The 24,986-nt window shown below is 38.8% G+C and carries 20 protein-coding genes; 11 read left to right on the forward strand and 9 right to left on the reverse strand.

The window, feature by feature from the left end; genetic code table 11:
- The first annotated feature begins 48 nt into the window (after positions 1–48).
- Positions 49–1,707, forward strand: a complete 1,659-nt coding sequence (gene menD / locus DYH63_RS03500) for a 2-succinyl-5-enolpyruvyl-6-hydroxy-3-cyclohexene-1-carboxylic-acid synthase (protein ID WP_116787485.1) — start codon at positions 49–51, stop codon at positions 1,705–1,707.
- A gap of 113 nt (positions 1,708–1,820) precedes the next feature.
- Here menD and DYH63_RS03505 read toward each other — a convergent pair whose 3' ends face one another.
- The 3 genes from DYH63_RS03505 to DYH63_RS03515 all read right to left on the reverse strand — a co-directional run bounded on the left by DYH63_RS03505 (position 1,821) and on the right by DYH63_RS03515 (position 6,873).
- Positions 1,821–2,309 carry a hypothetical protein gene (locus DYH63_RS03505; RefSeq protein ID WP_116787486.1) on the reverse strand — a complete coding sequence of 163 codons (489 nt, stop codon included), beginning with the start codon at positions 2,307–2,309 and terminating at the stop codon, positions 1,821–1,823.
- Between the two features lie 480 nt (positions 2,310–2,789).
- Positions 2,790–3,134, reverse strand: coding sequence for a hypothetical protein (locus DYH63_RS03510; RefSeq protein ID WP_162926909.1), 345 nt, complete (start codon positions 3,132–3,134; stop codon positions 2,790–2,792).
- A 4-nt stretch (positions 3,135–3,138) separates the two neighbouring features.
- Complete coding sequence (locus DYH63_RS03515; RefSeq protein WP_116787488.1) at positions 3,139–6,873, reverse strand: FIDD domain-containing protein; 3,735 nt, start codon at positions 6,871–6,873, stop codon at positions 3,139–3,141.
- A gap of 140 nt (positions 6,874–7,013) precedes the next feature.
- On the opposite strand from DYH63_RS03515, the gene DYH63_RS03520 reads away from it, so the two are divergent.
- The 6 genes from DYH63_RS03520 to DYH63_RS03545 are packed head-to-tail and all read left to right on the forward strand — an operon-like array spanning position 7,014 to position 12,847.
- Positions 7,014–7,205 (forward strand): hypothetical protein, encoded by a 192-nt coding sequence (locus DYH63_RS03520; protein WP_116787489.1) that lies wholly within the window; start codon positions 7,014–7,016, stop codon positions 7,203–7,205.
- Entirely contained in the window at positions 7,189–8,577 is a 1,389-nt protein-coding gene (locus DYH63_RS03525) for a class I SAM-dependent methyltransferase (protein WP_116787490.1), read from the forward strand. Before DYH63_RS03520 ends, DYH63_RS03525 begins: the two co-directional genes overlap by 17 nt.
- Positions 8,574–10,028 carry a sulfatase-like hydrolase/transferase gene (locus DYH63_RS03530; protein WP_116787491.1) on the forward strand — a complete coding sequence of 485 codons (1,455 nt, stop codon included), beginning with the start codon at positions 8,574–8,576 and terminating at the stop codon, positions 10,026–10,028. Before DYH63_RS03525 ends, DYH63_RS03530 begins: the two co-directional genes overlap by 4 nt.
- Positions 10,029–10,997 (forward strand): GNAT family N-acetyltransferase, encoded by a 969-nt coding sequence (locus tag DYH63_RS03535; RefSeq protein ID WP_116787492.1) that lies wholly within the window; start codon positions 10,029–10,031, stop codon positions 10,995–10,997.
- Positions 10,994–11,560 carry an acyltransferase gene (locus tag DYH63_RS21725; RefSeq protein ID WP_116787493.1) on the forward strand — a complete coding sequence of 189 codons (567 nt, stop codon included), beginning with the start codon at positions 10,994–10,996 and terminating at the stop codon, positions 11,558–11,560. Before DYH63_RS03535 ends, DYH63_RS21725 begins: the two co-directional genes overlap by 4 nt.
- Positions 11,561–12,847, forward strand: a complete 1,287-nt coding sequence (locus DYH63_RS03545; RefSeq protein WP_116787494.1) for an O-antigen translocase — start codon at positions 11,561–11,563, stop codon at positions 12,845–12,847.
- Here DYH63_RS03545 and DYH63_RS03550 read toward each other — a convergent pair.
- Positions 12,813–13,973 carry a glycosyltransferase family protein gene (locus DYH63_RS03550; protein ID WP_116787495.1) on the reverse strand — a complete coding sequence of 387 codons (1,161 nt, stop codon included), beginning with the start codon at positions 13,971–13,973 and terminating at the stop codon, positions 12,813–12,815. The two genes, DYH63_RS03545 and DYH63_RS03550, sit on opposite strands and share 35 nt — an antisense overlap.
- 42 nt (positions 13,974–14,015) lie before the next feature.
- On the opposite strand from DYH63_RS03550, the gene DYH63_RS03555 reads away from it, so the two are divergent.
- Entirely contained in the window at positions 14,016–14,849 is an 834-nt protein-coding gene (locus DYH63_RS03555) for a glycosyltransferase (RefSeq protein ID WP_162926910.1), read from the forward strand.
- The gene (locus DYH63_RS03560) at positions 14,833–15,246 is read left to right on the forward strand and encodes a sugar 3,4-ketoisomerase (protein ID WP_116787497.1); all 414 of its coding nucleotides are present in this window, start codon (positions 14,833–14,835) and stop codon (positions 15,244–15,246) included. Before DYH63_RS03555 ends, DYH63_RS03560 begins: the two co-directional genes overlap by 17 nt.
- Here DYH63_RS03560 and DYH63_RS03565 read toward each other — a convergent pair.
- Genes DYH63_RS03565 through DYH63_RS03585 form a run of 5 tightly spaced genes read right to left on the reverse strand, consistent with a single transcriptional unit; the run spans position 15,243 to position 19,853 of the window.
- Complete coding sequence (locus DYH63_RS03565) at positions 15,243–16,178, reverse strand: glycosyltransferase family 2 protein (protein WP_205528276.1); 936 nt, start codon at positions 16,176–16,178, stop codon at positions 15,243–15,245. The genes DYH63_RS03560 and DYH63_RS03565 overlap by 4 nt on opposite strands.
- 1 nt (position 16,179) lies before the next feature.
- Positions 16,180–16,911 carry a class I SAM-dependent methyltransferase gene (locus tag DYH63_RS03570; protein WP_116787498.1) on the reverse strand — a complete coding sequence of 244 codons (732 nt, stop codon included), beginning with the start codon at positions 16,909–16,911 and terminating at the stop codon, positions 16,180–16,182.
- A 5-nt stretch (positions 16,912–16,916) separates the two neighbouring features.
- On the reverse strand, positions 16,917–17,804 hold the full coding sequence (locus DYH63_RS03575) for a glycosyltransferase family 2 protein (RefSeq protein WP_116787499.1): 888 nt from the start codon (positions 17,802–17,804) through the stop codon (positions 16,917–16,919).
- Positions 17,801–19,141 carry a hypothetical protein gene (locus DYH63_RS03580; RefSeq protein ID WP_162926911.1) on the reverse strand — a complete coding sequence of 447 codons (1,341 nt, stop codon included), beginning with the start codon at positions 19,139–19,141 and terminating at the stop codon, positions 17,801–17,803. Before DYH63_RS03580 ends, DYH63_RS03575 begins: the two co-directional genes overlap by 4 nt.
- Before the next feature lie 28 nt (positions 19,142–19,169).
- On the reverse strand, positions 19,170–19,853 hold the full coding sequence (locus DYH63_RS03585; RefSeq protein WP_116787501.1) for a cell division ATP-binding protein FtsE: 684 nt from the start codon (positions 19,851–19,853) through the stop codon (positions 19,170–19,172).
- Between the two features lie 271 nt (positions 19,854–20,124).
- Here DYH63_RS03585 and DYH63_RS03590 point away from each other — a divergent pair, with 271 nt between their 5' ends.
- Together DYH63_RS03590 and DYH63_RS03595 are read left to right on the forward strand one after the other, a co-directional pair.
- Entirely contained in the window at positions 20,125–23,139 is a 3,015-nt protein-coding gene (locus DYH63_RS03590; RefSeq protein WP_116787502.1) for a tetratricopeptide repeat protein, read from the forward strand.
- An 11-nt stretch (positions 23,140–23,150) separates the two neighbouring features.
- Complete coding sequence (locus DYH63_RS03595; RefSeq protein ID WP_116787503.1) at positions 23,151–24,899, forward strand: TonB-dependent receptor; 1,749 nt, start codon at positions 23,151–23,153, stop codon at positions 24,897–24,899.
- The last annotated feature ends 87 nt before the right edge of the window (positions 24,900–24,986 follow it).

The following is a 24,986-nucleotide window of genomic DNA, read 5'->3' on the forward strand; positions in this document are numbered from 1 at the left end:
TAACTGTAGAAACTACAAACCCCGAACAACAAACCCTGAACATTCAAAATGATTTACCCAAAAATACCTTTGGCACAAAGCATTATACAAATATGCCTTGCCAAGGGAGTTACTGATATTGTTATATCGCCGGGATCGCGCAATGCGCCCCTTACCATTGGCTTTGCCAATAATCCTGAATTTACGTGCTACAGTATAGCCGATGAACGCAGCGCAGCGTTCTTTGGTATGGGGCTTGCTCAGCAGCTTAAAAAGCCTGTGGCCGTGGTGTGTACATCAGGTTCGGCATTGCTTAACTATTACCCTGCGGTGGCTGAAGCTTTTTACAGCCAGATTCCGCTTATTGTTATATCTGCCGACAGGCCGCACGACAAGATAGACATTGGCGATGGGCAAACCATCCGTCAGGAAAATGTATATGCAAACCATATACTTTACAGTGCAAATTTAACAGGGGAGGCATCTCCTGAAAATGACCTGTTGATTAATAAGGCCATTGCCGAAGCCAAGATAGGGCTGGGGCCGGTGCATATAAACGCGCCTTTTGAAGAGCCGCTGTATGAAACGATTGATGCGCCTACCGTGCAGATAGATGTACAGTATGCCTCTATAATGCCTAAAGTAATTAATGAAGATTTACAGCATTATGCCAATATATGGAATAATGCTAAAAAGAAACTGGTGCTCGTTGGCGTAAACTATCCAAACAGTATTGATGCCGAGATCATCAACTACCTGGCAGCAGATCCGTCTGTGGTGGTGATGACCGAGACGACCAGCAACCTGCACCATCCTACATTTCTTAACAGTATAGATACTATAATCACGCCCTTTACGGCAGATGATTTTGAAGCCTGGAAGCCCGATGTGCTCCTTACCTTTGGTGGTATGGTGGTGAGCAAAAGGGTAAAGGCATGGCTGCGAAAGTATAAGCCTGCTAACCACTGGCATATTGATTGCCACAGGGCTTATGATACCTATAGTGCGCTTACAAGACATTTTGAGGCCACGCCAAATGAGTTCTTCCAGCACTTTTTACCATTGGTAAGCGAGGTAGAAAGTAGCTATAAGGCTACTGCAACAGCTTTAAAAGCATTTCGTAAAATAAAGCACGATATTTACCAGGATGCAATACCATTTAGCGACCATAAGGCTTTTGGCATCTTGTTGCCTGAATTGCCACAAAATGTACAATTACAGATAAGCAACAGTTCTGCCATACGCTATGCGCAACTGTTTGATATAGATTCGTCTATAGAGGTGTTTTGCAATCGTGGCACGAGTGGTATTGACGGTAGCATAAGCACAGCGGTAGGTGCTGCCGTTGCAAGCGGCAAACCAACAATAGCCCTTACGGGAGATATTAGCTTTTTGTATGATAGCAACGCTTTGTGGAACAATTATATTCCCGCTGATTTTAAAATTATACTCATAAACAATGCAGGCGGCGGTATCTTCAGGATATTGCCCGGGCATAAGGAAACGCCGGTTTTTAATACCTATTTTGAAACGACCCACAACCTTACCGCAGAGCATCTGGCTAAAATGTATGGGTTTGATTACCTTACAGCGAATGATGAAGTGTCGTTAAAAGAGCAGCTTACTACTTTTTTCAGCGAAAGCGGAAAACCTAAGATATTGGAGGTATTTACCCCAATGTATGAAAATGATAAAATACTACTTAACTACTTTAAAGAGTTAGTGTAGTAGTGCCATTATAATTATAAAGCCGTATAAAGTGATTTATACGGCTTTTACCTTTATATAACGTGTTGTTATGGGCACAAGCAAGATGCTTGCGCCAGCAGGGGCTATATTAGTCAATTTTCAATATAGTATGTTTTTGTGTTTTGAGAACAACATTCAAAGCAACTAAATTTTCGTTTTAATCGTTGTTTTTTGTTCAGCTTAAAATAGTCATATAAGCGATCAATATTAATCTCTGCAATTTCATCACGATTGACCCAGTCTATAGTATTTGTTCCCTCTTGCAATTCTAAATCATTAATGAAGTCATCTATATCCAGATTATCAAAACCTCCCAATTTATAAAATCTTTTTTTTATTATATTAAATGCCAAATAATATGAACAAGATCTGTTTAAGGTCAAACTTGAAATATCTGATGTTCTATAAGGTTGAGAAAATTCAATTTTCAAAAAAGAAAAGCTTTTATATTTTGTCTTTAAAAAAATAACTTTCTGACTTTCAATATCTTTTAAAATATTTTCTTTACTTGCTATCCCATATTCGCTGGTAGTAAAAAGATTTGCCTTGAATATAACTGAGGTTGAGTCTATAGTTTCCATTTTTTGACAAAATGATTGGCTACAGTATATTAACAGCCATAATAATGTACAAATTTTCATAATTAATTTATTTAGATTATTCAGTTTTCCACTTCTTATCCTCTTTGCTCGCTGACGCGAGTGTTTTGCTTGTGAATACATAACAGCTATTAATATAGAAGCGTGTTTTATAATTCTTAAAAGCTACAAGCAAGATGCTTGCGCCAGCGGGGGTAAAAGGGCTGTGTGAAAAGTGTTATTCTGAATGTAGCGCAGCGGAATGAAGAAATTTCAAGGCTCAACTGATTTAATATCAATTGTTTAACAGGAGGTTCTTCCTTCGTCAGGATGACAAAAATGCTTATATAAGAACTTTTGACACTGCTTCTTTTATTATTTTGAATTCGCGACAATCAGAAAGATGCTTTCCAGAAAGAAGGTTGTTATAGTGTTATTTTTGATAAGGGGCACAAGCAAGATGCTTGCGCTAGCAGGGTGATGTCATTTTAGAACTTCTAATTTTACTTTTTCATTACTTTCATCCCAATAAATTTTAGATTTATTTTTTTTATACCATTTCTTCCAACCCTTTATATTTTTTTCAGTAGGTATGTAAAACATATCTTTTTCTTCAGTATAATCACTTTTTATTTTAGTGAGCTCTTCTAAAAAGACAATTGAACAATATAAAGATGTAGCATCTTCAATGTAGCCTTTTTTTACAAAACTTTCAACAATATCAATATGATATAAAACAATCGAGCATGCTTTATCATTTTGCATTGGTAATGATTTACAGGATATTAAGGAAATTATGCCAATAATAATTAATAATTTTCTTTTCATACTTTTACTTCGTTACATATACCCATCCGGTAATAGGCTTAGGGAAATCAGGGTCGTTAAGCTCCAGCACAAAGTAGTAGGTGCTGTTAGGTACAGTAGTTCCTTCAGTGCCCACTTTTTCTTCGTTTGATATGGCATCCCAGTCGGCCTGGCTGTGGTTCCCCGTCCATACCAGGTTGCCCCAGCGGTTATAAATGCTCATTTTAAAGTTGAGGAAAATGTTGCGTAATCCTTCAACAAAAAAGGTATCGTTATACCCATCGCCATTTGGCGTAACATAGTTATAGGTAACGGGAGCACACTTTTTAGTACGCAGCAGGAACGATGCCGTGGTGTGGCAGGTGCCGTTATCAAGACGTACATAAATGCGCTGCGGGTTCTCTGTTGTTTTAAACAACGAGGTGTTATAAATACGGTCAATGTCCTGGTCAGCGGTTTGCTGTGTGGTGTAGAAGGCAACTGTTTCGGTAGAGTAGTTTTTAAGTGATTCTGCATATGCAGAAAAATCGAATGTAGCATTGCCAAACCCCTGGTCGCAAAGTACAATGTCATCAGGTTGTGTAATTACAGGCGATAGTACCAGGAATGTAGTCAGGGTATTACTATTATTAGTTTCGTCTATTTCGACTACTGTGCCTGTGCCGTCTCCGGTATCATCTACTACAAAAGTCAGGTTAAAATCTAGTGGCACACCCACCGGTATGGTAAGGGTAATAAAGTTGCTTTCGCTTCCGCCAATAGCAATATCTTCTATCGTTTCGGTATAGTCAAGAAACTCACCATTTACATAAATACTTATAGGTGTACCGGCAGGCAATAAATCTGTAGCGTTAAAGTTGTTCACGTCATAATGTACGTGTATAATGCGCGAGTTACACTGCTTATATACATCTTCAATCACAACTGTTCCGTCAGGAAAGTAGCAGTCAATAATATTTAGTGTAAACACTTTAGTGTCATAACAGCCGTGCTCATCCTGCAGGCGTACAAATACCTGTGTGCCCGGAGCCACTACATAAGCTGCCGGAGTATCAATAGCGGCAGTGCCATTATCAGCATCGGCTTGGGTACGGTGAAACGTAATGGTATCATTAGGATTGTTTTTTAACGATTGCAGGTAGGCCGAGAAGTTAAAACTACCCACGGCTGATCCGTTAAAGGTTTCACAGGCTTCTACATCGGCTGGCTGTCGCAATATGGGAGATACCCATAAATGCAGCAGGAAAATGTTACTGTTATTGTTTGTTTCTATAGTTTCCTGTACGCTGCCTACACCTGTGCCGTTATCATCTATAATAAATTCCAGCTGTACATCTAGGCCAAAGCTTAGTGGGATGCTAAGGCTAATGGTTTGCGTTACGCTTGCATTAATTGCGATATCTGCAGAAGTTTGTGTAGTGGTAAGTAATGTTGCATTTGCATAAATAGCTATAGAAGTACCTGCCGGAAGTATGTCAAAACTATTTGGGTTGCTTACAGTATACTGCACTACAATATCGCGCGAGTCACACGATTGTACCAGTCCGTTAATGGCTATAACCCCATCCGGGAAAAGGCAGTCAATGGCTATTAGCGAGAACGTACCAATGGTGTAACAACCATTTACATCTGTTAGGCGTACATATATTAGCTGAGGGTTAGTACCGTTTGACGTATAAGCTGCCGGGTCTTGTATATTATTAGTACCCCCGGTTTCGGCATCTTGTTGTGTGGTGTAGAATCTTACGGTATCTGTGGGTTCATCTTTTAGAGAGGTTTCGTATTGCGAGAAGTCAAAAATACCAATGTTAGTCCCATTACCTGTTTCGCATTCGGTAAGGTTTGGTATCACAGTAGGCAGGGCAGGGGCAACCCACAGGCTTACCGGTAGTGTAAAGCTGTTGTTTGTTTCTATAATTTCCTGTACTGTATTTCCATTGTCTACACGCAAGATCAACGTAAAATCTAACGGAACGCCTACAGGGATGTTCAAAGTAATGGTTGCAGTAGTACTTCCGTCTATGGGTAACTCTACGCCGGTTACCGCAGATCCAACCAGTACATTGTTAGCATAAAACCCTATGGGCGTACCTGCGGGCAGTACATCGCGCCCATCCGGATTGCTAACGGTATAGGTAAGGGTTATGCTGCGGCCGCCACATGTTTGTGCTAAATTATCTGCCCTTATAACAGCATCTGGATAAAGGCAGTCATCTACAATTAATTGAAACGAACCATAACCTATACAGCCATTTGAATCTTCTACACGTACATATATGGTGCTTACGGCAGGACCGGACGGATAAGCTGTAATATTACCAATGGCATTTTGAGGAACCTGTGCATCGGCCATTGAAGCGTAAAACGTAACCACATCTGTAGGGTCGTCTTTAAGCGATTCGGCATAAGCCGAAAAATCAAAAAGCCCTTGTTGCGATCCCGGCGCTGTTTCGCATGCGCTGATATTGCCCGGAGTTACATTAGCCTGAAACCAAAGTGTTTCGTTAAGGTTATAGCTGTTGTTTGTTTCATCGGTTTCATTCTGGGCAAAGTTATAGTCTACCACAAACAAGAGTTCAAATTCCTCTCCATAAGCGGCAGGAATGTTAAGCGTTATTATGCCACTGGTGCTGCCACCTATAGGAAGTGCAACAGTAGTAGAAAATGTGGTAAACAGGCGTCCGTTTATGTAAACACCTACCTGTACCCCGGCAGGCAATACATCGGTACTGTTAGTGTTGTGTACGGTATAATGTACAGCCATGCTGCGCGAGTTACACTGCTTGTCTATGTTGTCTACTGTAATGGTAGCATCTGGCAACTGGCTGTTCAGTTTGGTCATTATTGCATTAACCATTACAAAGTCCTGCCCCGATGTTAATGATATATCTGCACTGTCATCGCCAATATCTATATAATTCTGAATATCGTAAATATCGAGATCCATGTTGTACAGCGTGTTGGACCTTGTTACACTATTAGTACCGTTAAAAGCATTGTTACTTGGGTTTAGCGGAGGGTTAGATAATGTGTTGTTGTTTATCTTAAGCGTCTCTTCAACCCAAATTCCCGCATCTCCCTCCCAGGCCAGGAAACCTATTTTAGCACCTTCATTATCAATAACATTAAGGCTGGGTAGTTCTATGTTTATTGAGCTGGGTACATATTGTAAACCGTCGTACAGGTTAAGCTGGTTAAGTGGCAGGTTCTCATTTTGAACTACTACTACGATAGCCCAGCCCCCAAAGTTTAACCCACGCCTGCAGTAATAATTTATTCCGGTACCGTTAGTATTAATTACATTGGTCAGGTCAAGGTCAGATATGGTATATGTACCTCTGCCCCGTGCCTGTACAAGGCTCGTGATATCAGCATAGGCACTAAAAAAGTCATAATCGTGTGTGTATATAGGACAGCCTACACAGTCTTGCTCATTAGATGTATAAATTGCCGCAAAATTGCGTCCGGCTGTTACATCGGTGCCGTTTACTTTTATATTTAGATCTCCGGTACCAGATCCGGCCCAGTATAAATAGGCTTTTAAAACGGTGTCACCTTCATTAAGACTAAGGTTTGCAGATGATTGTGTAAGTATAGTGCACGGGCCGGTAACTCCGTTTTCTTCAGTATTTAATGTGTTTCCTACAAAAGTAAAATCATAGCGGCCATTAAACTGCTCATATAAGTTGATGTTTACCTGTGCTTTACCTGCAAAGGAAAAACCCAGTAAAAATAAAACCAGGAGTAATGTTTTTTTCACGGCAAAATAATTTTTCTAAAATTATAAAAAATATGTTAATGCCAAAGTATGATTATACAATCAATTGCTAAAAGGTTGCGTTATATTAAATACCATGATTGTTTATAATTTGCTATTTTAGCGGATATTTTAAAAATAAGATGAAGTTACCCTTTTTATATTTTGACCCAGGAACGGGAGCGCTTGTTGTACAGGCTATTGTGGCAGTAGGAGCATCTGTGGCTCTTTTTTATAAAAGAGTTGCTATAGGCATAAAATCTGTTTTTGGAAAAAAGCAGCAGGATGATGACCTAATGGGCAATATAGATGATACGGATGACAGCAACAAATAGGCATAGTTCTTCGTTTAGGGATCCTTCCGGTTATGTTGAGGTTTCGGGAGGTAAGGTGTACAGGCATATTAACCCTGTGTATTTTGACCAGTACCAGGCGATTAAAAAAGCAGGCTTTTTTGAAAAGCTTTTTGAAAAAAAGCTACTCATACCGCATAAAGAAATTAGTGCAAATGCAAATGCTATTGTGCTGGAAGCAGAGCAGGTGCCTTTTGTAACATATCCTTATGAATGGAGTTTTGCGCAATATAAGCACGCTGCGCTGCATACCCTAAAGCTACAAAAGTACTGCCTGCAAAATGGTTTCTCGCTTAAAGATGCTACAGCGTTTAATATAACGTTTCATAACGGTGCACCTGTATTTATAGATACACTCTCTATAGAAAATTACACCGATGGTGAGCCGTGGCGAGCGTATAAGCAATTTTTAATGCACTTTTTAGGTCCGCTTGTCCTGGCAAAATATTTTGGTAACGATATGCTAAAATTATTGCACCAGTATATTGATGGCTTATCGCTGCAAAAAGTGGTTGAGCTATTGCCGTTTAAAGCGCGTTTTAGTACAATTTTATATACCAGCCTATACCTTACGGCTAAATATGAAGGTAAGTACAGTGCCGATAAAAATAAGGCAAAGGGTGGAGGTAAGGCTGCAATTTCTAAAAATGCACAGCTTAAAATTATTGATGCCTTATATGATTATATTAAAGGGCTCAACATAAATGAAAAGACCGAATGGAACAATTACTATGCGGTTACAAATTATGACAAAGCGGCCTTTGACCATAAAAAAGAACTGGTAAAAAGCTGGGTTGATAAAATTAAGGCAGATAAAATAATAGACCATGGTGGTAATGACGGTACATTTTCGCGTGTACTGACAGCAAAAGCAAGCCTTATCTTAACAACAGATATTGATGCTAATGCGATAAACCAAAACTATACTCAGGTACTTAAAAATAAAGAACAAAACATTATTCCGGTAGTGTGCGATCTTATGAACCCGCCGGCTGGCATAGGGTTTAATAATAAAGAAAGGCAGTCGTTAAAGGATCGTCTTATTAGCTCGCAGTTTGATGTGTCGCTTGCGCTTGCACTAATCCATCACATATCGCTTACCGGTAATGTGCCGTTTTTAATGTCGGCCGAATATTTTGCACAGCTTTCTAAGTACCTTATCATCGAATTTCCGGATAGGGATGACTCATGGGTAAGTTTTTTGCTGGATAGTAAGCGTGAGTTTAGGGGGCATTTTGATTATTATAACCTCGAAAACTTTGAGAAAGATTATAAAGAATATTTTAGTATAGTAGAAAAAACGGTAATTCAAGGTACAAGCCGTACTCTTTATTTATTTGAAAGAAACCAATGATAGAAAAACTAAGGTTAAAAATAGTAAACTTTATTACAAGCCCTAAAGATGTGCCATTGCTTGCAGGCATTGCAATAGGTTTGTACATGATAATTTATTATTATTCAAAAAACCTGGCTCTGGCTGCCTCCTGGAGCCAGTTTCTTTTTTTTGTAGGCTATTATTTGGCGCTACCTGTAGTAGTTTTATTTACAGGCTACAAAATTGCTAAGCTTACAAAATACAAAAAGCATTTTTTGTTTATTGTAATAGCTATGTTTATAGCTTATTACTTATTAGAGCTGAGTTTTCTAGGAGATCTAAAGCGCTATATTTTCGGGGGGGTAATTTTACTATCAATTGTATTATCATTGCGTTTTTCGGGGTACTATAAGCTGTTTGTCGTGCTGCTTTTATTCCTTTCGTTATTTAACCTTGCTCCTCTGGTAACAGATGCCTATGCTTATGCTACATCATCAGATGCCTGGACAGTCCAGCCCGACGGTATACTAACAGCTGACTTTAAGCAAAAGCCTAATATTTATTACATACAGCCAGATGGCTATGCAAGTAAAGAGAATCTTGATGGGGTCATATATCATTTTGATAATGCTGAATTTGAGACATATTTAAAGCAAACAGGCTTTACAACTTATACTAATTACAGGTCTAATTATTATTCTACATTACTGTCTAATTCATCAATGTTTAGTATGAAGCACCATTACTTACAAGGGGATGTAGAAAAATACAATGCACGTAACATTATTATGGGCAATAATGCCGTACTGCAAACCCTAAAACATAACGGTTACAAGACACACTTCATAACAGAAAGGCCTTACTTATTAATGAGTCGCCCGGATTTAGGCTATGACACTGCTAACTTTAGCTATACTGATTTGCCTTATTTAAAAGATGCCTGGGATCTTACCCGAGATGTTGTTGAAGATTTTAAAAATATGAAGCCGGCACCCGGATCCCATTTCTACTTCTTTGAGCGCATGGTACCCGGCCATATTTCTGTTTTTAACTCTAAAGGAAAAGAAGAAGAGCGCAGGTTGTATCTTGAGGGCGTTAAGCAGGCAAACATTTGGTTAAAGCAACTTATATCTGAAATTGAAAAGAAAGATCCTGATGGGATTATTGTGATAGCTGCAGACCATGGCGGGTTTGTAGGGTTCGAGACGAGCCTGCAAAGCCAAACGAAAACTGATAACCCATTATTAGTTAAAAGTATGTATGGCGCATTGTGTACTATAAAATGGGGAGATAAAAATCATACTGATTATGATGCAAACCTTAAAACATCGGTAAACTTATTCAGGGTAGTATTTGCAAACCTTTCAGAAGATAAAGCCCTGCTTAAAAATCTTCAGGAGGATGACAGTTATATAGATGCTGAAAAGCCCAAAGGTATTTACCGCTACATTGATGCTGGCGGAAATGTAGTATTTCAAAAGAAGGAATAGATGTATAGCATAGAACGTTATAACAAAAGCCATGAGGCGAAATGGAATAGCTTTGTAAAAGCTTCTAAAAACGGTACATTTTTGTTTGACCGGAGCTTTATGGATTACCATGCTGACCGGTTTGAAGATTACTCGCTTCTTGTTTTTGAAGACAATAAACTTAAGGCGCTTTTGCCGGCACATATAACGGATGGTAATATATACTCACATTGGGGACTTACTTATGGAGGGCTTGTGCTTGGTTTTAAGATCCACCTTTCTGAGGTTATATTGATTATTAAAAGCATTCTGGAGTATCTCAATGTACAAGGCCTACAGAAACTTTTTATAAAAAGCATACCTGCTATATACCATAAAATACCCTCACAGGAGCTGGAGTACACAATGTTTCTGGCTAATGCAAAACTTATAAGAAGGGACAGTCTCTCTGTAATAGAAAATTCTTCTGCCCCTGGTTTTTCTAAAACCAGAAAGGAAGCTATAAGACGTGGTTATGGCAATGGCCTGGAAATTATAGAGGATAATAATTTAGAGCTGTTCTGGGATAAAATATTAATTCCAAACCTTTATAGAAAGCACAAAGCAGCACCGGTACATACCCTTAAAGAAATGCAGTTGCTTAAGCAACACTTTCCTGAATATATAAGGCACTTTAACGTATACCATAACGGTAAAATAGTGGCGGGTACTACGATTTTTTTGACAGATACTGTAGCACATCCGCAATACATTAGCGGTACAGAAAATAATAATGCGCTTGGCAGCCTTGATTATCTTTATGCCTTTCTGATTGATCTTTTTAAAGATAAAAAATATTTTGATTTTGGTATATCTAATGAGGCTCAGGGAAGAAGGCTCAACGGAGGTCTGATTTTTTGGAAAGAGAGCTATGGTGCCAGTACCCTGATTCAGAATTTTTATGAGGTTGATACGGCTAATTTTTATTTTTTAGATAATATTACAATATGAAGCTACCTGGAAGATTGAATTACTTTTTATTTGTTACTTTGAGGATATGGAAATTTAAATCTCTGTCAACCTGCAAAAATGTAAAAGGATATCCAGATGTGTATCACCCTTTGCTTCTTAGTGGTAAAGGGAATATCTCTTTTGGGCAACGTGTTCAGGCAGGAGTAGTAACATCTTCCAATTTTTACTCTCATTATATATATTTGGAAGCCAGATTTAGTGATAGTTTTATAGTTATTGGTTCAGATACTTCCATAAACAATGGCTTTTCGGCTGTCGCCATGAAAAGTATAACAATAGGGAACCATGTACTTATAGGTATAAATTGTTCTATAATGGATTCTGATGGGCATGACACAAATCCTCAAAATAGGACTAATGACTCTACTGCAAATCCTGTAGAAATTGGCAATAATGTATTTATAGGCTCAAACGTGACTATTCTAAAGGGAGTGAAAATAGGATGCAACGCAGTTATTGGTAACGGTAGTGTAGTGACCAAAGATGTCTCTAAGAATACAATAGTAGCGGGTAATCCAGCTAAAATAATTAAAAATATCTAGGTGGGCTTTAATAAATTCAGATACTCAAGATTACTACACGTTTCCGGATTAAATTTAATTAATATTTCCGTAAGAGTAATAGGAGGGATTGTATCTTCTAAAATTGTTGCTACTTTTCTTGGTGCTCAGGGTATGGCAATAACAGGAAGCTTTAGAAATGTTCTAACCTCATTAGAAACTTTCTCAATGTTAGGGCTTCAAAATGGGATAATAAAAACTACTGCAGAGTTTCAAAACGACGAGATAAGGCTTAAGGAAGTAATTGTTACTTCGGCAGCATTAATTAGTATGGCTGTGTTAATTAGTATTGTTTTGCTTTTTTGTTTTTCGGGCGAAATAAGTTCTTTAGTATTTAATGGAAACGTAGAGTTTTATTTTATGTTTCGTATACTTGCAGTCTTTTTGCCCATTTATACGGCAAGTATTTTCTTTATATCATTGCTAAATGGTTTAGGCAAGTATAAAAATATTATACTCATAAATATATTTAGTAATATTTTTGGGGTTATCTTCTCAGCATTTTTAATTTGGCAAAAAGGAATAGATGGTGCCATATTAGGACTTATTTTGACTCCTGTACTGACATTTATTTTTTCAGTTGGTCCCATAATTAAATCATTTAAAGATAGTTATTCATTTAGTGTTACACAGTTTAATATAGGTTTATTAAAATATTTCTTTTCTTATAGTGCCATGATGTTTGTTACGGCATTCATTGCCCCAGTCCTTTTCATTTTTATCAGAGATTTTATAATGACTTATGCAGGTGAGGAACAGGCGGGTTATTGGGATGCCATTAATAGGTTTTCATCATTTTATATGATGTTTCCTCTTACTCTAATAAATTTTTACTTTTTACCAGAACTATCAAAAAAATCAGATAACAACTCAAAGGCTAAATTATTGTTGAGCTATTATAAATATATTATGCCTTTTTTTGCAACAGGCTTGATTTTAATTTTTTCCCTAAGGGTTGCTATTATCAAAATGTTATTAAGTGATGGCTTTATGGCTATGGACGGTTTATTCAAATGGCAACTGGCAGGAGACTTATTTAAAGCTTGCGGATTTATACTTGCTCAACAATTTTTTGTTAAAAGATTGACTAAAGATTATATAATAACCGAAATTATATCTTCGCTGATTCTTTTTGTATTGTCATTTATATTAATAAAACAATACGGAGCCGAAGGAGCCACGATTGCATATGCTTTTGAAAATCTCATATTAGCTATAGCATTATTTTTTTATTTTAGAAAGGATTTCTATTCCTCCCCACACCTCTAAATACCTCTAAATACCTCCCCGCTATCCTTTTATAATCATGCTCCTTTTCTATAAATGCACGTGCACGTTTACCCGTAGCAATAATTTCGTCAGGGTTTTCTATAAGGTAGCTTAACGAATCTGCTATAGCTTTAGCATCCGGTAGTGCATTATAATTTACAGGTTCGGTTAGGTTGTAGTGTGCCATAAATTCGCTTTCAGCACCTGTAAAAACTACTTTACCCTTAGCCATAGCCTCTAAGGCATTATACCCCTGATCGTAAGCATATACCTGGTCGAGCAGTATATGGGCACGGTCATAAATCTTAATATATTCGGCATACGGAATGTTCTCTGTAATGATGATCTCAGCCTTGTCAGTATATTTTTCGGCAATGATTTCCAGCGCTTTTTCAAAAAAAACAATACCTTTTTTAATGTAACTAAGCCGGTTAATTCCTAAAAAGATAACAACTTTATCTTTTACCTCCAGAGGCAAAAAGTGTATTTTATTAGTATTTATAGGGTTTGCAATAAAATGGGTTTTGTAACCCATTGCCTGCATAGGAATTTCGTAATCAAGGTCAGATGTAATGATGCTTTGTGCCTTTACCGCTAAGAAATTAAATACATTACGATAATTACTCTGGCCATATTTTAAAGTGTACTGATACATTTTTGCAAGCCCATTGTTATCTAAGTAAGGGGTAAGTATAGAATACCTTAGTTTTTCAGAAAGTGCATAATCAATCACCGGTGTTTCATCTCCGCATACTAACAGGGATATAGGTGCGTTTAGAGCTGCCAGTTTTTTATAAATAATTTTTGACAACCAGGGGTGTGTACCTATGGCATCGCTGTTGATAAGTTGTATATAGTTAAAATCCTTTAGCTGGGGCAGGAGCATTAAAAAGCGCAAGCCTCTCTCGGTCTTTTCAAAGTCGGTACCTGTAAGTTTGTAAATGCCTTTTCTTATCTTGTTTAAAAAAGGATGGACAAAATATCGTGAACGAACAGAATACTGCGAACCATAGTTTTTAAAGCTGTCGCCATCGCTTACAATTACTGCCTGATGGCCCAGGCTTTCCAGACCTTCTTTAAGAGAATTGTGCAGCCTGCTGTATTCGCCCACTAAAAGTATTTTCATGTACAGCCTTTAATTTTTATATTTGTTGTAAATATAAAACAATTGGCAGGAGCTTTAAAAAAATCAGATATCGAAATTTTGTTGTCGACCATGAACAGGACGAACCTTGATTTTTTAGTGCCAATGTTCCCCTTTGCGCATTTTTCAGATTTTAACATCCTGATCGTTAACCAAACTACCGAAGAGAATACACTTACATCGGCCTACCCAAGCGTACGTGTTATAAACTCGTTTGAACGCGGGCTTAGCCGTAGCCGTAACCTATTGGTTAAAAATGCATCAAAAAAGATAGGTTATATTACTGATGATGACCTTGTTTTTTTAGAAGGTTTTGACCAAAAAATAGTAAAAGGCTGTAACCATTACCCCAAAAGCGCTGCGGTAAAGTTTGTAACAGTTAACTTTGAGGGTATACCTTTCAGAAAATATCCCAATACACCTGTGCAGAATCTAAATGCTTTATGGCGCTTAAACAGTACATCGTGGGAAATAGCATTAAACATAGATATTGTAAGGCACTCTAACGTGCAATTTGACACGCGTTTTGGACTTGGCAGTACTTTTCCGTTAGGAGAGGAGCCTGTGCTTTTAAACAAACTGCATGATGCAGGCCATACTATAAGCCATTATCCTGAAACGATAGTTTCGCATAAAACCATTAAAGACAGCGATCTTATTACCCTTCAGGAAAACTATCGCATACGCGGGGCATACCTGGCACAGATATTTAAACACAAATTTCTCATTTGGCTTGGGGTACAGCTGGCATACGATTTAAAGTCGGGCAAGGTAAAACCATGGCGGGTATTTAGCTGCATACAATATGCCTTTAAAGGCAAAAATCAACTAAAAATAACACATGAAGACAACGCTTAGCGATATACAATACATAAACTTTCCGGTAGTTAAAGATTCAAGGGGTAATCTTTCTTTCATAGAGGAGGGTATAATACCTTACGCTTTTAAAAGGATTTATTATTTGTTTGACGTTCCCGGAGGTGCAGAAAGGGGAGGGCACTCTCATATTGCCCAACATGAAATACTTATAGCCCTAAGCGGTAGCTTTGATGTGATTCTTGATGATGGAACCAATAAAGAAGCATACACGCTTAATCATCCTGCAAAAGGGCTGCATATAGTAGACGGTATATGGCGCGAACTAAAAAACTTTTCATCGGGGGCTGTATGCCTGGTTATTGCACAGGATGTGTTTGATGAAGCAGATTACATACGCGAATATGATGAGTTTGTTGCGCTTAAAAAAGAAAACTAATTATATACAGAAAAAGCAATACCCTTGCGGTGTAGCCAGTGCTTTACAAATAACATACTGCGCAGTACAAATGGGGGAAGCATAAAAAGAAACTTTGTTTTATAATGTATGGCAGAAGCATCTGAGGCTCTATAGAGTTTGCCTGCATTTATAAGATCTCCCTCTATCCTGTATTTTAACGCATATTCTATACGGTAAATGTCAATAAAAGCCTTAAGGCTCTTGTTATTTTTTTCCTCTTCAGTAAATTGGGTAAAGTCCATTATTTTACGGTACTTCATTTTTTCTCTTGACAAGCTTTCGGGTATGTCAAAATTATAGACCATAGTATACTGGTTAGTAATTGCTACAGGATAGTTATTCGTTATTTTAATCCACAGTTCTGTGTCTTCAAAATGCGTCACATTTTCATTAAACATTCCTGTTTTAGAAAAAACGTGTTTTGGTACAGCCACATCCGAAGTTACCGCCACACGGTTGATGAGGCTGGAATAAAAGGCATCTTTTATTATGCCGGAATAGTTATCGTCAATTCCCTGAAAAAAAGGCTTTTTAAGCATGCCTTTTCCTATGCGTATCATGTATCTGGCAGTAAGCATACCCACGGCTGGGTTATCTATGTATAATTTATAGAGCGTTTCAAGGTGTTGAGGTTCCCAGTAGTCATCTGCGTCCAGAAACGCGATTATTTCGCCGCGGGCTATTTCAATACCGGTGTTGCGTGCAACAGAAACACCGCTGTTATTTATGCGCTTATAAACAATGCGGGGGTCAGTATGGCTTTTAACAATTGCCGGGCCGTTATCTGTAGATCCGTCATCTGTTACAATAATTTCAAAATCTGTAAATGTTTGAGATAGCGCACTGTTTAAGGTATCAGCAATAAACGCTTCCTTATTGTATAAAGGAATTATAATTGAAAATATAGGCATGCTATTGCTTGCTAAGTATCAATACGGTTTCATCTGCGCTTAGCCCAGCGTATAAATCTTCTTTAAACGTATTTACTGCTACCGTAAACCCCGCGTTCTCAAGCCTTTGTTTAAGTCCTTCAACAGAATATATCCTTACATGGTCATCCTGCCCAAAATGTATTTCACGTTCTGCAGGCTCAGTAATAGTAAAATCTTCATAAATGTCGCCTTTCTTGTAGGGCGTTTGTATGAGTGCTGTGCCACCCGGCTTTAAAACCCGGTATAGTTCTGCCATAGCTTTGCTATCTTGTTCTATATGTTCTAATATATGGTAACAGGTTATAAAGTCTACGCTACTGTCGGCAAGGTTTATATTAGTTATATCAAAACGATGCCTGGCAATAAAATTATCAGAAAGATCTGTACTCAGGTAGTTAATGTCATTTCTTTTCAGGAGCCTTCTTGCAAGGCAGCGCGAAGGAGAGAAATCAAGCATCGATATTCCTGGCTTCAGGTATTGCTGTTCCAGCTGCCACAGCCTCCTGTCTCGCGAAAGGCTGCCACAATTGGGACATAACAAATCATTGCCGGGTAATGATATAAAGGTGCTGAGCTTTTTATTGCAAACGGTACACTGATGCTTATTACCTTTATAAATAACAGAATAAATGCCCCTAAAGACTTCTTCATTTTTTATAAGCCAGTTACGGCTTACTATTTTAGATAATAACTTTTTACCAGTGCTGTACATTTATGTTATTTTAATGAACAAAGATATCCTAATCTGTATAAATCAAAAATAAAAAGAGACGGATTAGGTCTTAAAAAATAGTTACGCAGTGCTTTTGCCGTTACTTTATGCCAAACACGGGCTAACGGAAGCAATCCTGTTTTTTTGATGGTGTTATAATAACCTGAAATTTTTAAATACTCCGGGCTTATTAGATTATTGTTAATGAGGTATTGCAGGCCAATTACGGCTTCTTCAGATTTTTGAAGAAAAATCTCACTGCTTTCCAGCCCCAAATGATACACCGGATTACCTATATGTTCTATTGTAATATTATGTTGCTTGAGGTTATATGAAAATAAAGTGTCTTCATGCCTCAAGTTAGGTATGGTTTCATTAAACCGTACTGTTTCAAATATTTGTTTATGGATGCAGAAGTTAAGGGTAAGAAGGCTCAGGTAAGGATTTTCCTTTCGGCTGTCTACCTGTAAAGCTTCACGTGCATTACCATAATGCCACCTTAAAATCTGGCTTTGGGCAGGTTTTTCCGGCTGGTAGCGTATGCCGCCATAAACTACTTTAATGTTGTTGGTAAGAAATGGCAGATATTTTTGTATCAGCATACCGTCTACCGGCAGCACGTCGGCATCCAGAAAAAGCATCCAGTTGTATTGTGCTTTCTGCCCTAGTAAATTGCGTATGGCACTACGGCCAATGTTTGCCGGCAATACCTCATAGTGGCAATAATCAAGGTCGTTTATCGGGTCGTTTTGTGTTATAAATGCTGTGTTTTTTGACGCATCGTCTAAAACAATAATTTCATAAATAATGCCACAAGCATCGCATTGTGCCTTTACATTTTCTACTAATGGCAGTACATTGTAGTTATATACAGGTATTAGTACAGAGATCATGGCTGAGGTGTGTTTAGAAGGTTTTTTCCGGGAAAATATTTTCTCAGGTATTTATCTGCGGTAATAAGCACAGATATAACTATCGTTACCTCAAAAGGAAAAGAATAGCGTGCATTAGTACCAAACGCCACTAACGCCTGTGCTATTGATGCTGCCCATACAATGGCATAAATAACAACCTGAGCGCTAACAACTCGTGTTCTAAAAAACCGAAAAAGGTAAACGGGAGTAAAAAGAATGAATATTATTTTACTAAAAATAATAACGCCTCCCTTTGTAAGAAACCAGAGTGCAAGCAGTGGTTTCCTGGCTATGGGTATTGCAAAATCTTCGTAGTTCCAGTAAATGTCAGACCCCCAAAAGCTCAGCCAGGATATTGCAACTTGTTTTAAATAACCTGTAGTATTCTGGCTTATGGCTGCTTTACCATATTTTCCTAAAAGTGTATAGAGTTCAATATCGTTTAACCCTGTTGCTTTTTTTAAGTCGGCTTTAGCAAACCATATTGTCATGGCAACATCCTGGTTGTTTTTTATTGCCAGTTCTCTATGGTGGGCATAAATATTGCCTATAGTGCGGTACTCATCCGGAACGTTTTCTGCAAAACTTACGCATATCTGCGCTATGTTAAGGCCGTAATATGTGGTAGAGGTAAACTGCCCCGTATTAACGTTATTTACATAACACCAGCCAAAGAATGAGATACACGGAAGGATAAGTATAATTATTACAGGGCTGATAATACGTTTAAAAGATGCCGATTGTAGAAAGTAAAGCCCGTAAATTATAAAAGGGATATAAAAATAAAATGGCTTTATAAAAGTAAGGTAACCCAGCAGAAAGCTAATTAAAAATACCAGTCCAAAACCTTTATAACCATTTATAAAAAGGGCCAAAATTTTATATAGTGCCACGGTAATAAAAAACAGCGTAAGAGATTCTGTCAATATATTAATTTCATAGAAAATAATATTTAGCAGGTTACCTAAAGCTATGGAAATATAAACCGCAGTGTTTTTTCTAAAGCCGGTAATTAGCAGTGTTTTGTAAATGTAAATACACGTAATAAGCCCCAGTATAATTTGTAAAAATACAGCGATAGAAAGATTATTGTCGCAAAGGCTTAGTAACAAAGGATAGCCCGGAGTACGTTCGCCGGTATATCCGCTAATGTTACCGCCCGATATAAGTGTTGCAAGTTCTATGTATCCCCCGGAATCCGGGAATATTGTAACGTGTTGATATATAATAACTATCAAGAGCCTAAAGAACAACCCCGTAATAAGTAAAGCAGTAATGGGCTTAGATATAATTGCGTCGTGTAATTTTTTAAGCATTTAAGAGGAGGTTAGTAGTTGAGAAGTGTTACACCGTTTTTTGTACTACTTCAAACAGGGTACCTTCATCACACTTAAGTGTTTTTGCCGGGAATTTCATTATAAGGGCATAATCATGCGTAGCCATAATAATGGTCTTACCATTTTGGTTAATCTCCCTTAATAACTGCATAACCTCTACACTCGTCTGCGGATCAAGGTTACCTGTAGGCTCATCGGCAAGGATAACTTCCGGGTCGTTTAGCAAAGCACGGGCCACGGCTATACGCTGTTGCTCACCGCCTGATAACTGGTGAGGCATTTTTGTAAGCGCGCTTTTCATGCCTACTTTGTCCAGTACTTCGTTAATCTTAATGTTCATTTCTGTCTTTTCCTTCCAGCCTGTGGCTTTCAGTACAAACAACAGGTTTTCGTGCACATTACGATCGGGTAGCAGTTTAAAATCCTGAAAAACAATGCCTATTTTTCTCCTAAGGTAAGGGATGTCGCGGTCGCGAAGCCTTGCCAGGTCATAATCTACAAAAGTGCCTTCGCCCCTGCGTAGCTTAAGGTCGCCATAAAGGGTTTTCATCAGGCTGCTCTTACCAGATCCTGTTTTGCCAATAATGTAAATAAACTCTCCATGATTTACATCAAGGTCAATATCAGTAAGTACAGTATTGTTTTCCTGGTATACAGTTATGTTTTTAAGCGATAGTATGGGCTGCGACATAGTGTTAGCAAAGTTTTGATGTGTAAAAGTAATAATAAACCGTGGCAATCAAAATTTATTTGCCAAATCGGGTAGGGTGTATTGGTTAATTTTGGGTTAAAATTTGCTTTAAAAGCATAACGTAAAACCATTGTAATCTATTGCTATAGCTTGATTTTAGCATATTGCGGCAGGGTGTTGAATATAAAAAACCACTATACTAAAAAGTAATGCCCTTCCGTTAGTTTATGTAAGAATTGGTATATTTGGCTTACCTAAAACAAAAACACACATGCGCAGACTAAACAGGCTAATGCTGCTTTCCGTACCTTTTGCGGGATTAAGCCTTTCGGCACAGCAATCTACAATTTATACCCACCAGCTAAAAGATTATGATAAGGCCGTGACGCTTTATAACGATAAGCAATACCAGGCCGCACAAATTCTTTTTGAAAAGACCAAAACGGATAATACTGATATGGATGTGCAGGCAGACTGCGCTTTTTACATAGCTGAGTGCGCCGTAAAGCTTAACCAGAAGAATGCCGATGTGCTGATGGAAGACTTTGTAGCAGACTATCCGGTAAGTCCGCGCCAAAACCAGGCGTATGTAGATATGGCCGGGGTATATTTTGCACGTGGCAGCTACAAACAGGCGCTTGAATATTATGATAAGGTAGACGAAAGCAACCTGGGCGAGACCGACAGGGAGCGTTACAACTTTCAGAAAGGATACAGCTATTTTACAAACGGCGATAAAAAAGAAGCCGACAAGTACCTGCAAAAAGTAAAGGATTCTAAAAAATATGGCTCGCAGGCCAAATATTATCTTGGCTTTTTGGCTTATGAAGGTGATGACTATAAAAAAGCCAATGCTTATTTTGAACAGGTAGAAGACAAACAGAAGTACAGCGAAAAGATGTCGTACTTTCAGGCAGATATGGCTTTTAAAGAAGGCAACTTCCAGAAGGCAATAGACCTGGGTGTGCCGCAGCTGCCTAAAAGCGATGCTAACGAAAAAAGTGAACTTTCTAAGATAATAGGGGAGAGCTACTTTAACCTCAAGCAGTATGATAAGGCAATTCCGCATCTTAAAAACTATAGGGGCAATAAAGGCAAGTGGAACAATACCGACTTTTATCAGTTGGGCTATGCTTACTACAAGCAGGGTGATTATGCCAATGCCATTACCGAGTTTAACAAAATTGTAGGCGGTAACGATGCCATCGCGCAAAATGCTTATTACCATCTGGGCGAAAGCTACCTTAAAAGCGGGCAGAAGCAGCAGGCGCTTAATGCGTTTAAGAATGCCAGTGAAATGACGTTTGAGCCAAAAATACAAGAGGATGCCAGCCTTAACTATGCCAAGCTAAGCTATGAGATAGGCAACCCGTACCAGAGCGTACCTCAGGTACTGAGCGATTTTATTACAGAGTATCCTTCATCGCCATTTAAGGCTGAGATACAGGGGTTGTTGATCGACTCATACATTACATCTAAAAACTATACCGAAGCACTTACGCTTTTAGAAAAAAATAAAACGCCGGAGAACCGTGTGGCCTACCAAAAGGTAACTTTTTACCGTGGTATGGAACTTTATACCGATGGTAAATATCAGGAGGCACTTGCTTTGTTTAAAAAGTCGATAGCTGAGCAGCGCGACCCGCGCATTACGGCCCGTGCTACTTTTTGGCAGGGAGAAACCCAGTATGGCTTAGATTCGTTTAACGAGGCACTTATCAGCTTTAAGCAGTTCATTGGCTTTAGCCAGGCCAAGACCACACCGGAGTATAAGAACATCAATTATAATCTGGCGTATACATACTTCAAATTAAAGGAGTATGACCAGGCGGCTAAATACTTTGGCGATTTTGTAGCAGGTCCTAAAGATGATAAGGTGCGCATTAATGATGCTTACCTGCGCCTGGGCGACAGCCAGTTTGTATCGGGCAAGTACTGGCCTGCAATGGAAGCCTATAACAAGGCTATCGAAATGAACGGCATCGACGGCGATTATGCCTTATTCCAAAAAGCGCTGAGCTATGGTTTTGTAGCGCGTAACGAAAAAAAGATAGAAGACCTTACCAGCTTTGTGGCTAAATACCCTAAGTCGAAATATGCAGATGATGCTTTGTATGAACTGGGTAATACCTATGTTACAGAAAAGCAGACTGCAAATGCTATAAAAGCCTATGACAGGCTGATTGCTGAATATAAAACCAGCAGTTATGTAAGCAAAGCCCTGATGCGTGAAGCGCTGATTTATTACAACGCTGAGCAGGATGATAAAGCATTAGCTAAGTTTAAAGAGGTAGTTGCAAAATTCCCTAATACGCCCGAAAGTGTAGAGGCAGTGCAAACAGCGCGAAGTATTTATGTAGACAACGGCCGTACAGATGAGTATGCTGCATGGGTTAAAACACTCGACTTTGTAGATATTAGTGATGCCGACCTTGATAATACCGCTTTTGAGGCTGCCGAAAAGCAATACCTTCAGAATAATACCAAGCAGGCTATTACTGCGTTAAGTGGCTATGTGGCTAAATTCCCCAATGGTATTTCGGCACTAAAGGCTAACTTTTACCTGGCGCAATCCTATTATGCTGATGGGCTTGAGAGCAATGCCATACCACATTATGAATTTGTAATTGCCAAATCGCGCAGTGAGTTTACAGAGCAGGCGCTGGCAAGGCTTTCGCAGATACACTTAAAGGCAAACAATTGTGCCAAGGCCACACCGGTGCTTAAGAGACTGGAAGCAGAGGCAGATTTCCCTCAAAACGTAACCTTTGCGCAAAGCAACCTGATGAAGTGTTATTATGATACTGCAGATTATGCAAATGCAGTAGTATATGCCGATAAGGTACTGGCAAACACTAAGACAGAAGACCGTGTAAAAAGCGATGCACAGATAATCGTTGCCCGTTCTGCCATTAAGTCGAATGACGAGGCTAAAGCCCGTACGGCTTATGCAAAACTGCTTACCATAGCAAACGGCGAACTTGCAGCAGAAGCATTATACTATGATGCCTACTTTAAAAACAAAGACGGCAAGTTTGAAGACAGTAATAAGGTAGTCCAGAAACTTAGTAAGGATTACAGCGGCTATAAATATTTTGGGGCAAAAGGCCTTATTGTAATGGCTAAGAATTTTTATGGGCTAAAAGACAGCTTCCAGGCTACATACATACTGGAAAGCGTTATCAAGAATTTTACCGCCTATCCGGATGTGGTGCAGGAAGCACAAACCGAGCTTAACACGATCAAAGGGCAGGAAGCCCAGCGCAATTCATCCATCCAGAACTAATACAGCACGCCATGAAGACAACATATAAGATAGCCCTGTTAATAGCATTTGCCGGCATACAGCAGGCAGTTGCCCAAAAGAAAGACGAAAACATAGGTACTGAGGTGGTAAACGTGGTAAAACCATATACGCCAACGATATCTGATGCTTTTAAAGTAAAAGAAACCCCGGTAATAGAGGAGGAACAGGATACAAAAAAAGAAGAGATAAAATATAACATCTTTTCCTATCCGGTGGCTTCTACGTTTTCTCCCGCTAAGGGAAAAGCCGCCACGGTAGATAAAGAAGCCCGCGAAAAATATTTTGCCAACTATGCTACACTTGGCCTTGGCAACTATGGTACGGTTAATGCCGAGGTGTTTGTTACCCATAACCTTGATGATACACAGTATGTGGGTGCTTTGCTAAAACACCTTTCATCTCAGGGAGGAATTAAAGACGTAAAACTGGATGACTTTTACAGTACTACCGGCCTTGACCTTACTTATGGCAATCGCCAAAAGGAGTACACCTGGAGTACTGACCTGGGCTACCAGCGCCAGGCGTATAACTGGTATGGGATGGATTACCCATCGTTTGACGAAAGTGTACTTGCGGGTATTGATGAAAAGCAAACGTATAATACGCTTTATGTAGGTGGAAAGTTCTCTACAAGAGATAGTTTTTTTCATGAAGTAGAGGCGCAGTACAAGCGTTTTTGGGATGGATTTGATTCGGCTGAGAACCGCTTTTTCATAACACCATCTTTTGATGTGGATATTTCTGATACTAAAGTAAAAGTAGGTGTTGTGGCAGATTATGTAGGCGGAGATTTTAACCGTAACTATTTTACTACAGATGCCTTAAGCTATAGCAACTTTAACCTGGGTATACAGCCTAGTATTGTGTTTCAGGGAAAAGAAGCATCGGTGCAGTTTGGTGCAGGTTTGTTCTACAGTATGGGCAAACAGAATAACAACAGCGATAACAAGCTCTACATCTATCCACAAATAAAGGCATCTTACAAACTGGTAGCCGACCTTATGGTGGCTTATGCCGGTGCAGAAGGTACACTGAAGCAAAACTCGTATGCTGATTTTGTAAGCCAAAACCCATTTGTATCGCCTACGCTGGGTGTAACTCCTACCAGCCAGCAATATGATATTTATGTTGGTTTAAAGGGCAAACTGGCAAGCGCGGTAAGTTATAACCTGCGTGGCTCTTACATGGCAGAAGATGACAAAGCATTTTTTGCGGCAAATAATATGGAAGGTATTGCAACAGATGCTACAGAGAGACAGGGGTACCAATATGGTAACTCATTTGGTACTGTTTACGACAACCTGAAAACAATAAGCTTCTTTGGTGAATTAAAGGCCGATTTTTCTAACACCGTGCGTTTTGGTATCAACGGTACATACTTTAATTACAGTACAGACCAGTCTGAAGCATGGAACCTTCCGTCTATAAAAGTAGGTGCTAACCTTGATGTAGATATTACCGAGAAATGGTTTGCAGGAACAAACATCTTCTTTACCGGCGACAGGAAAGACAGGATATTTACAGTAAATCCTGTAGACCAGGCATTTTACGACCAGCAAATTGTTACGCTTAAAAGTTACTTTGACGTAAATGCAAATGTAGGCTACCACTATAACGAACGCCTTACAGCTTTTGCTAAGTTCAATAACATAACGGGGCAGAACTACCAGAAATGGCTGTATTACCCGGTACAGGGTTTCCAGTTTATGCTTGGAGCAACGTATAAGTTTAATTTTTAAAAGCTATACCACAAAGTTTCACAAAGGAGGCACAAAGATGCGCAAAGAGTAAAACCTTTGTGTAGCTTTGTGCCTCCTTCGCGTTTC

Origin of the sequence: Flavobacterium psychrotrophum (genome assembly GCF_003403075.1) — a bacterium.
GTDB lineage: Bacteria > Bacteroidota > Bacteroidia > Flavobacteriales > Flavobacteriaceae > Flavobacterium > Flavobacterium psychrotrophum.

Excerpts from the sequence above, each read along its gene's own strand:
- menD (WP_116787485.1), top strand. The coding sequence starts at position 49 with ATGATTTACCCAAAAATACCTTTGGCACAAAGCATTATACAAATATGC.
- DYH63_RS03505 (WP_116787486.1), bottom strand. The coding sequence starts at position 2,309 with ATGGAAACTATAGACTCAACCTCAGTTATATTCAAGGCAAATCTTTTT.
- DYH63_RS03510 (WP_162926909.1), bottom strand. The coding sequence starts at position 3,134 with ATGAAAAGAAAATTATTAATTATTATTGGCATAATTTCCTTAATATCC.
- DYH63_RS03520 (WP_116787489.1), top strand. The coding sequence starts at position 7,014 with ATGAAGTTACCCTTTTTATATTTTGACCCAGGAACGGGAGCGCTTGTT.
- DYH63_RS03525 (WP_116787490.1), top strand. The coding sequence starts at position 7,189 with ATGACAGCAACAAATAGGCATAGTTCTTCGTTTAGGGATCCTTCCGGT.
- DYH63_RS03530 (WP_116787491.1), top strand. The coding sequence starts at position 8,574 with ATGATAGAAAAACTAAGGTTAAAAATAGTAAACTTTATTACAAGCCCT.
- DYH63_RS03535 (WP_116787492.1), top strand. The coding sequence starts at position 10,029 with ATGTATAGCATAGAACGTTATAACAAAAGCCATGAGGCGAAATGGAAT.
- DYH63_RS21725 (WP_116787493.1), top strand. The coding sequence starts at position 10,994 with ATGAAGCTACCTGGAAGATTGAATTACTTTTTATTTGTTACTTTGAGG.
- DYH63_RS03550 (WP_116787495.1), bottom strand. The coding sequence starts at position 13,973 with ATGAAAATACTTTTAGTGGGCGAATACAGCAGGCTGCACAATTCTCTT.
- DYH63_RS03560 (WP_116787497.1), top strand. The coding sequence starts at position 14,833 with ATGAAGACAACGCTTAGCGATATACAATACATAAACTTTCCGGTAGTT.
- DYH63_RS03565 (WP_205528276.1), bottom strand. The coding sequence starts at position 16,178 with ATGCCTATATTTTCAATTATAATTCCTTTATACAATAAGGAAGCGTTT.
- DYH63_RS03570 (WP_116787498.1), bottom strand. The coding sequence starts at position 16,911 with ATGTACAGCACTGGTAAAAAGTTATTATCTAAAATAGTAAGCCGTAAC.
- DYH63_RS03575 (WP_116787499.1), bottom strand. The coding sequence starts at position 17,804 with ATGATCTCTGTACTAATACCTGTATATAACTACAATGTACTGCCATTA.
- DYH63_RS03580 (WP_162926911.1), bottom strand. The coding sequence starts at position 19,141 with ATGCTTAAAAAATTACACGACGCAATTATATCTAAGCCCATTACTGCT.
- DYH63_RS03585 (WP_116787501.1), bottom strand. The coding sequence starts at position 19,853 with ATGTCGCAGCCCATACTATCGCTTAAAAACATAACTGTATACCAGGAA.
- DYH63_RS03590 (WP_116787502.1), top strand. The coding sequence starts at position 20,125 with ATGCGCAGACTAAACAGGCTAATGCTGCTTTCCGTACCTTTTGCGGGA.
- DYH63_RS03595 (WP_116787503.1), top strand. The coding sequence starts at position 23,151 with ATGAAGACAACATATAAGATAGCCCTGTTAATAGCATTTGCCGGCATA.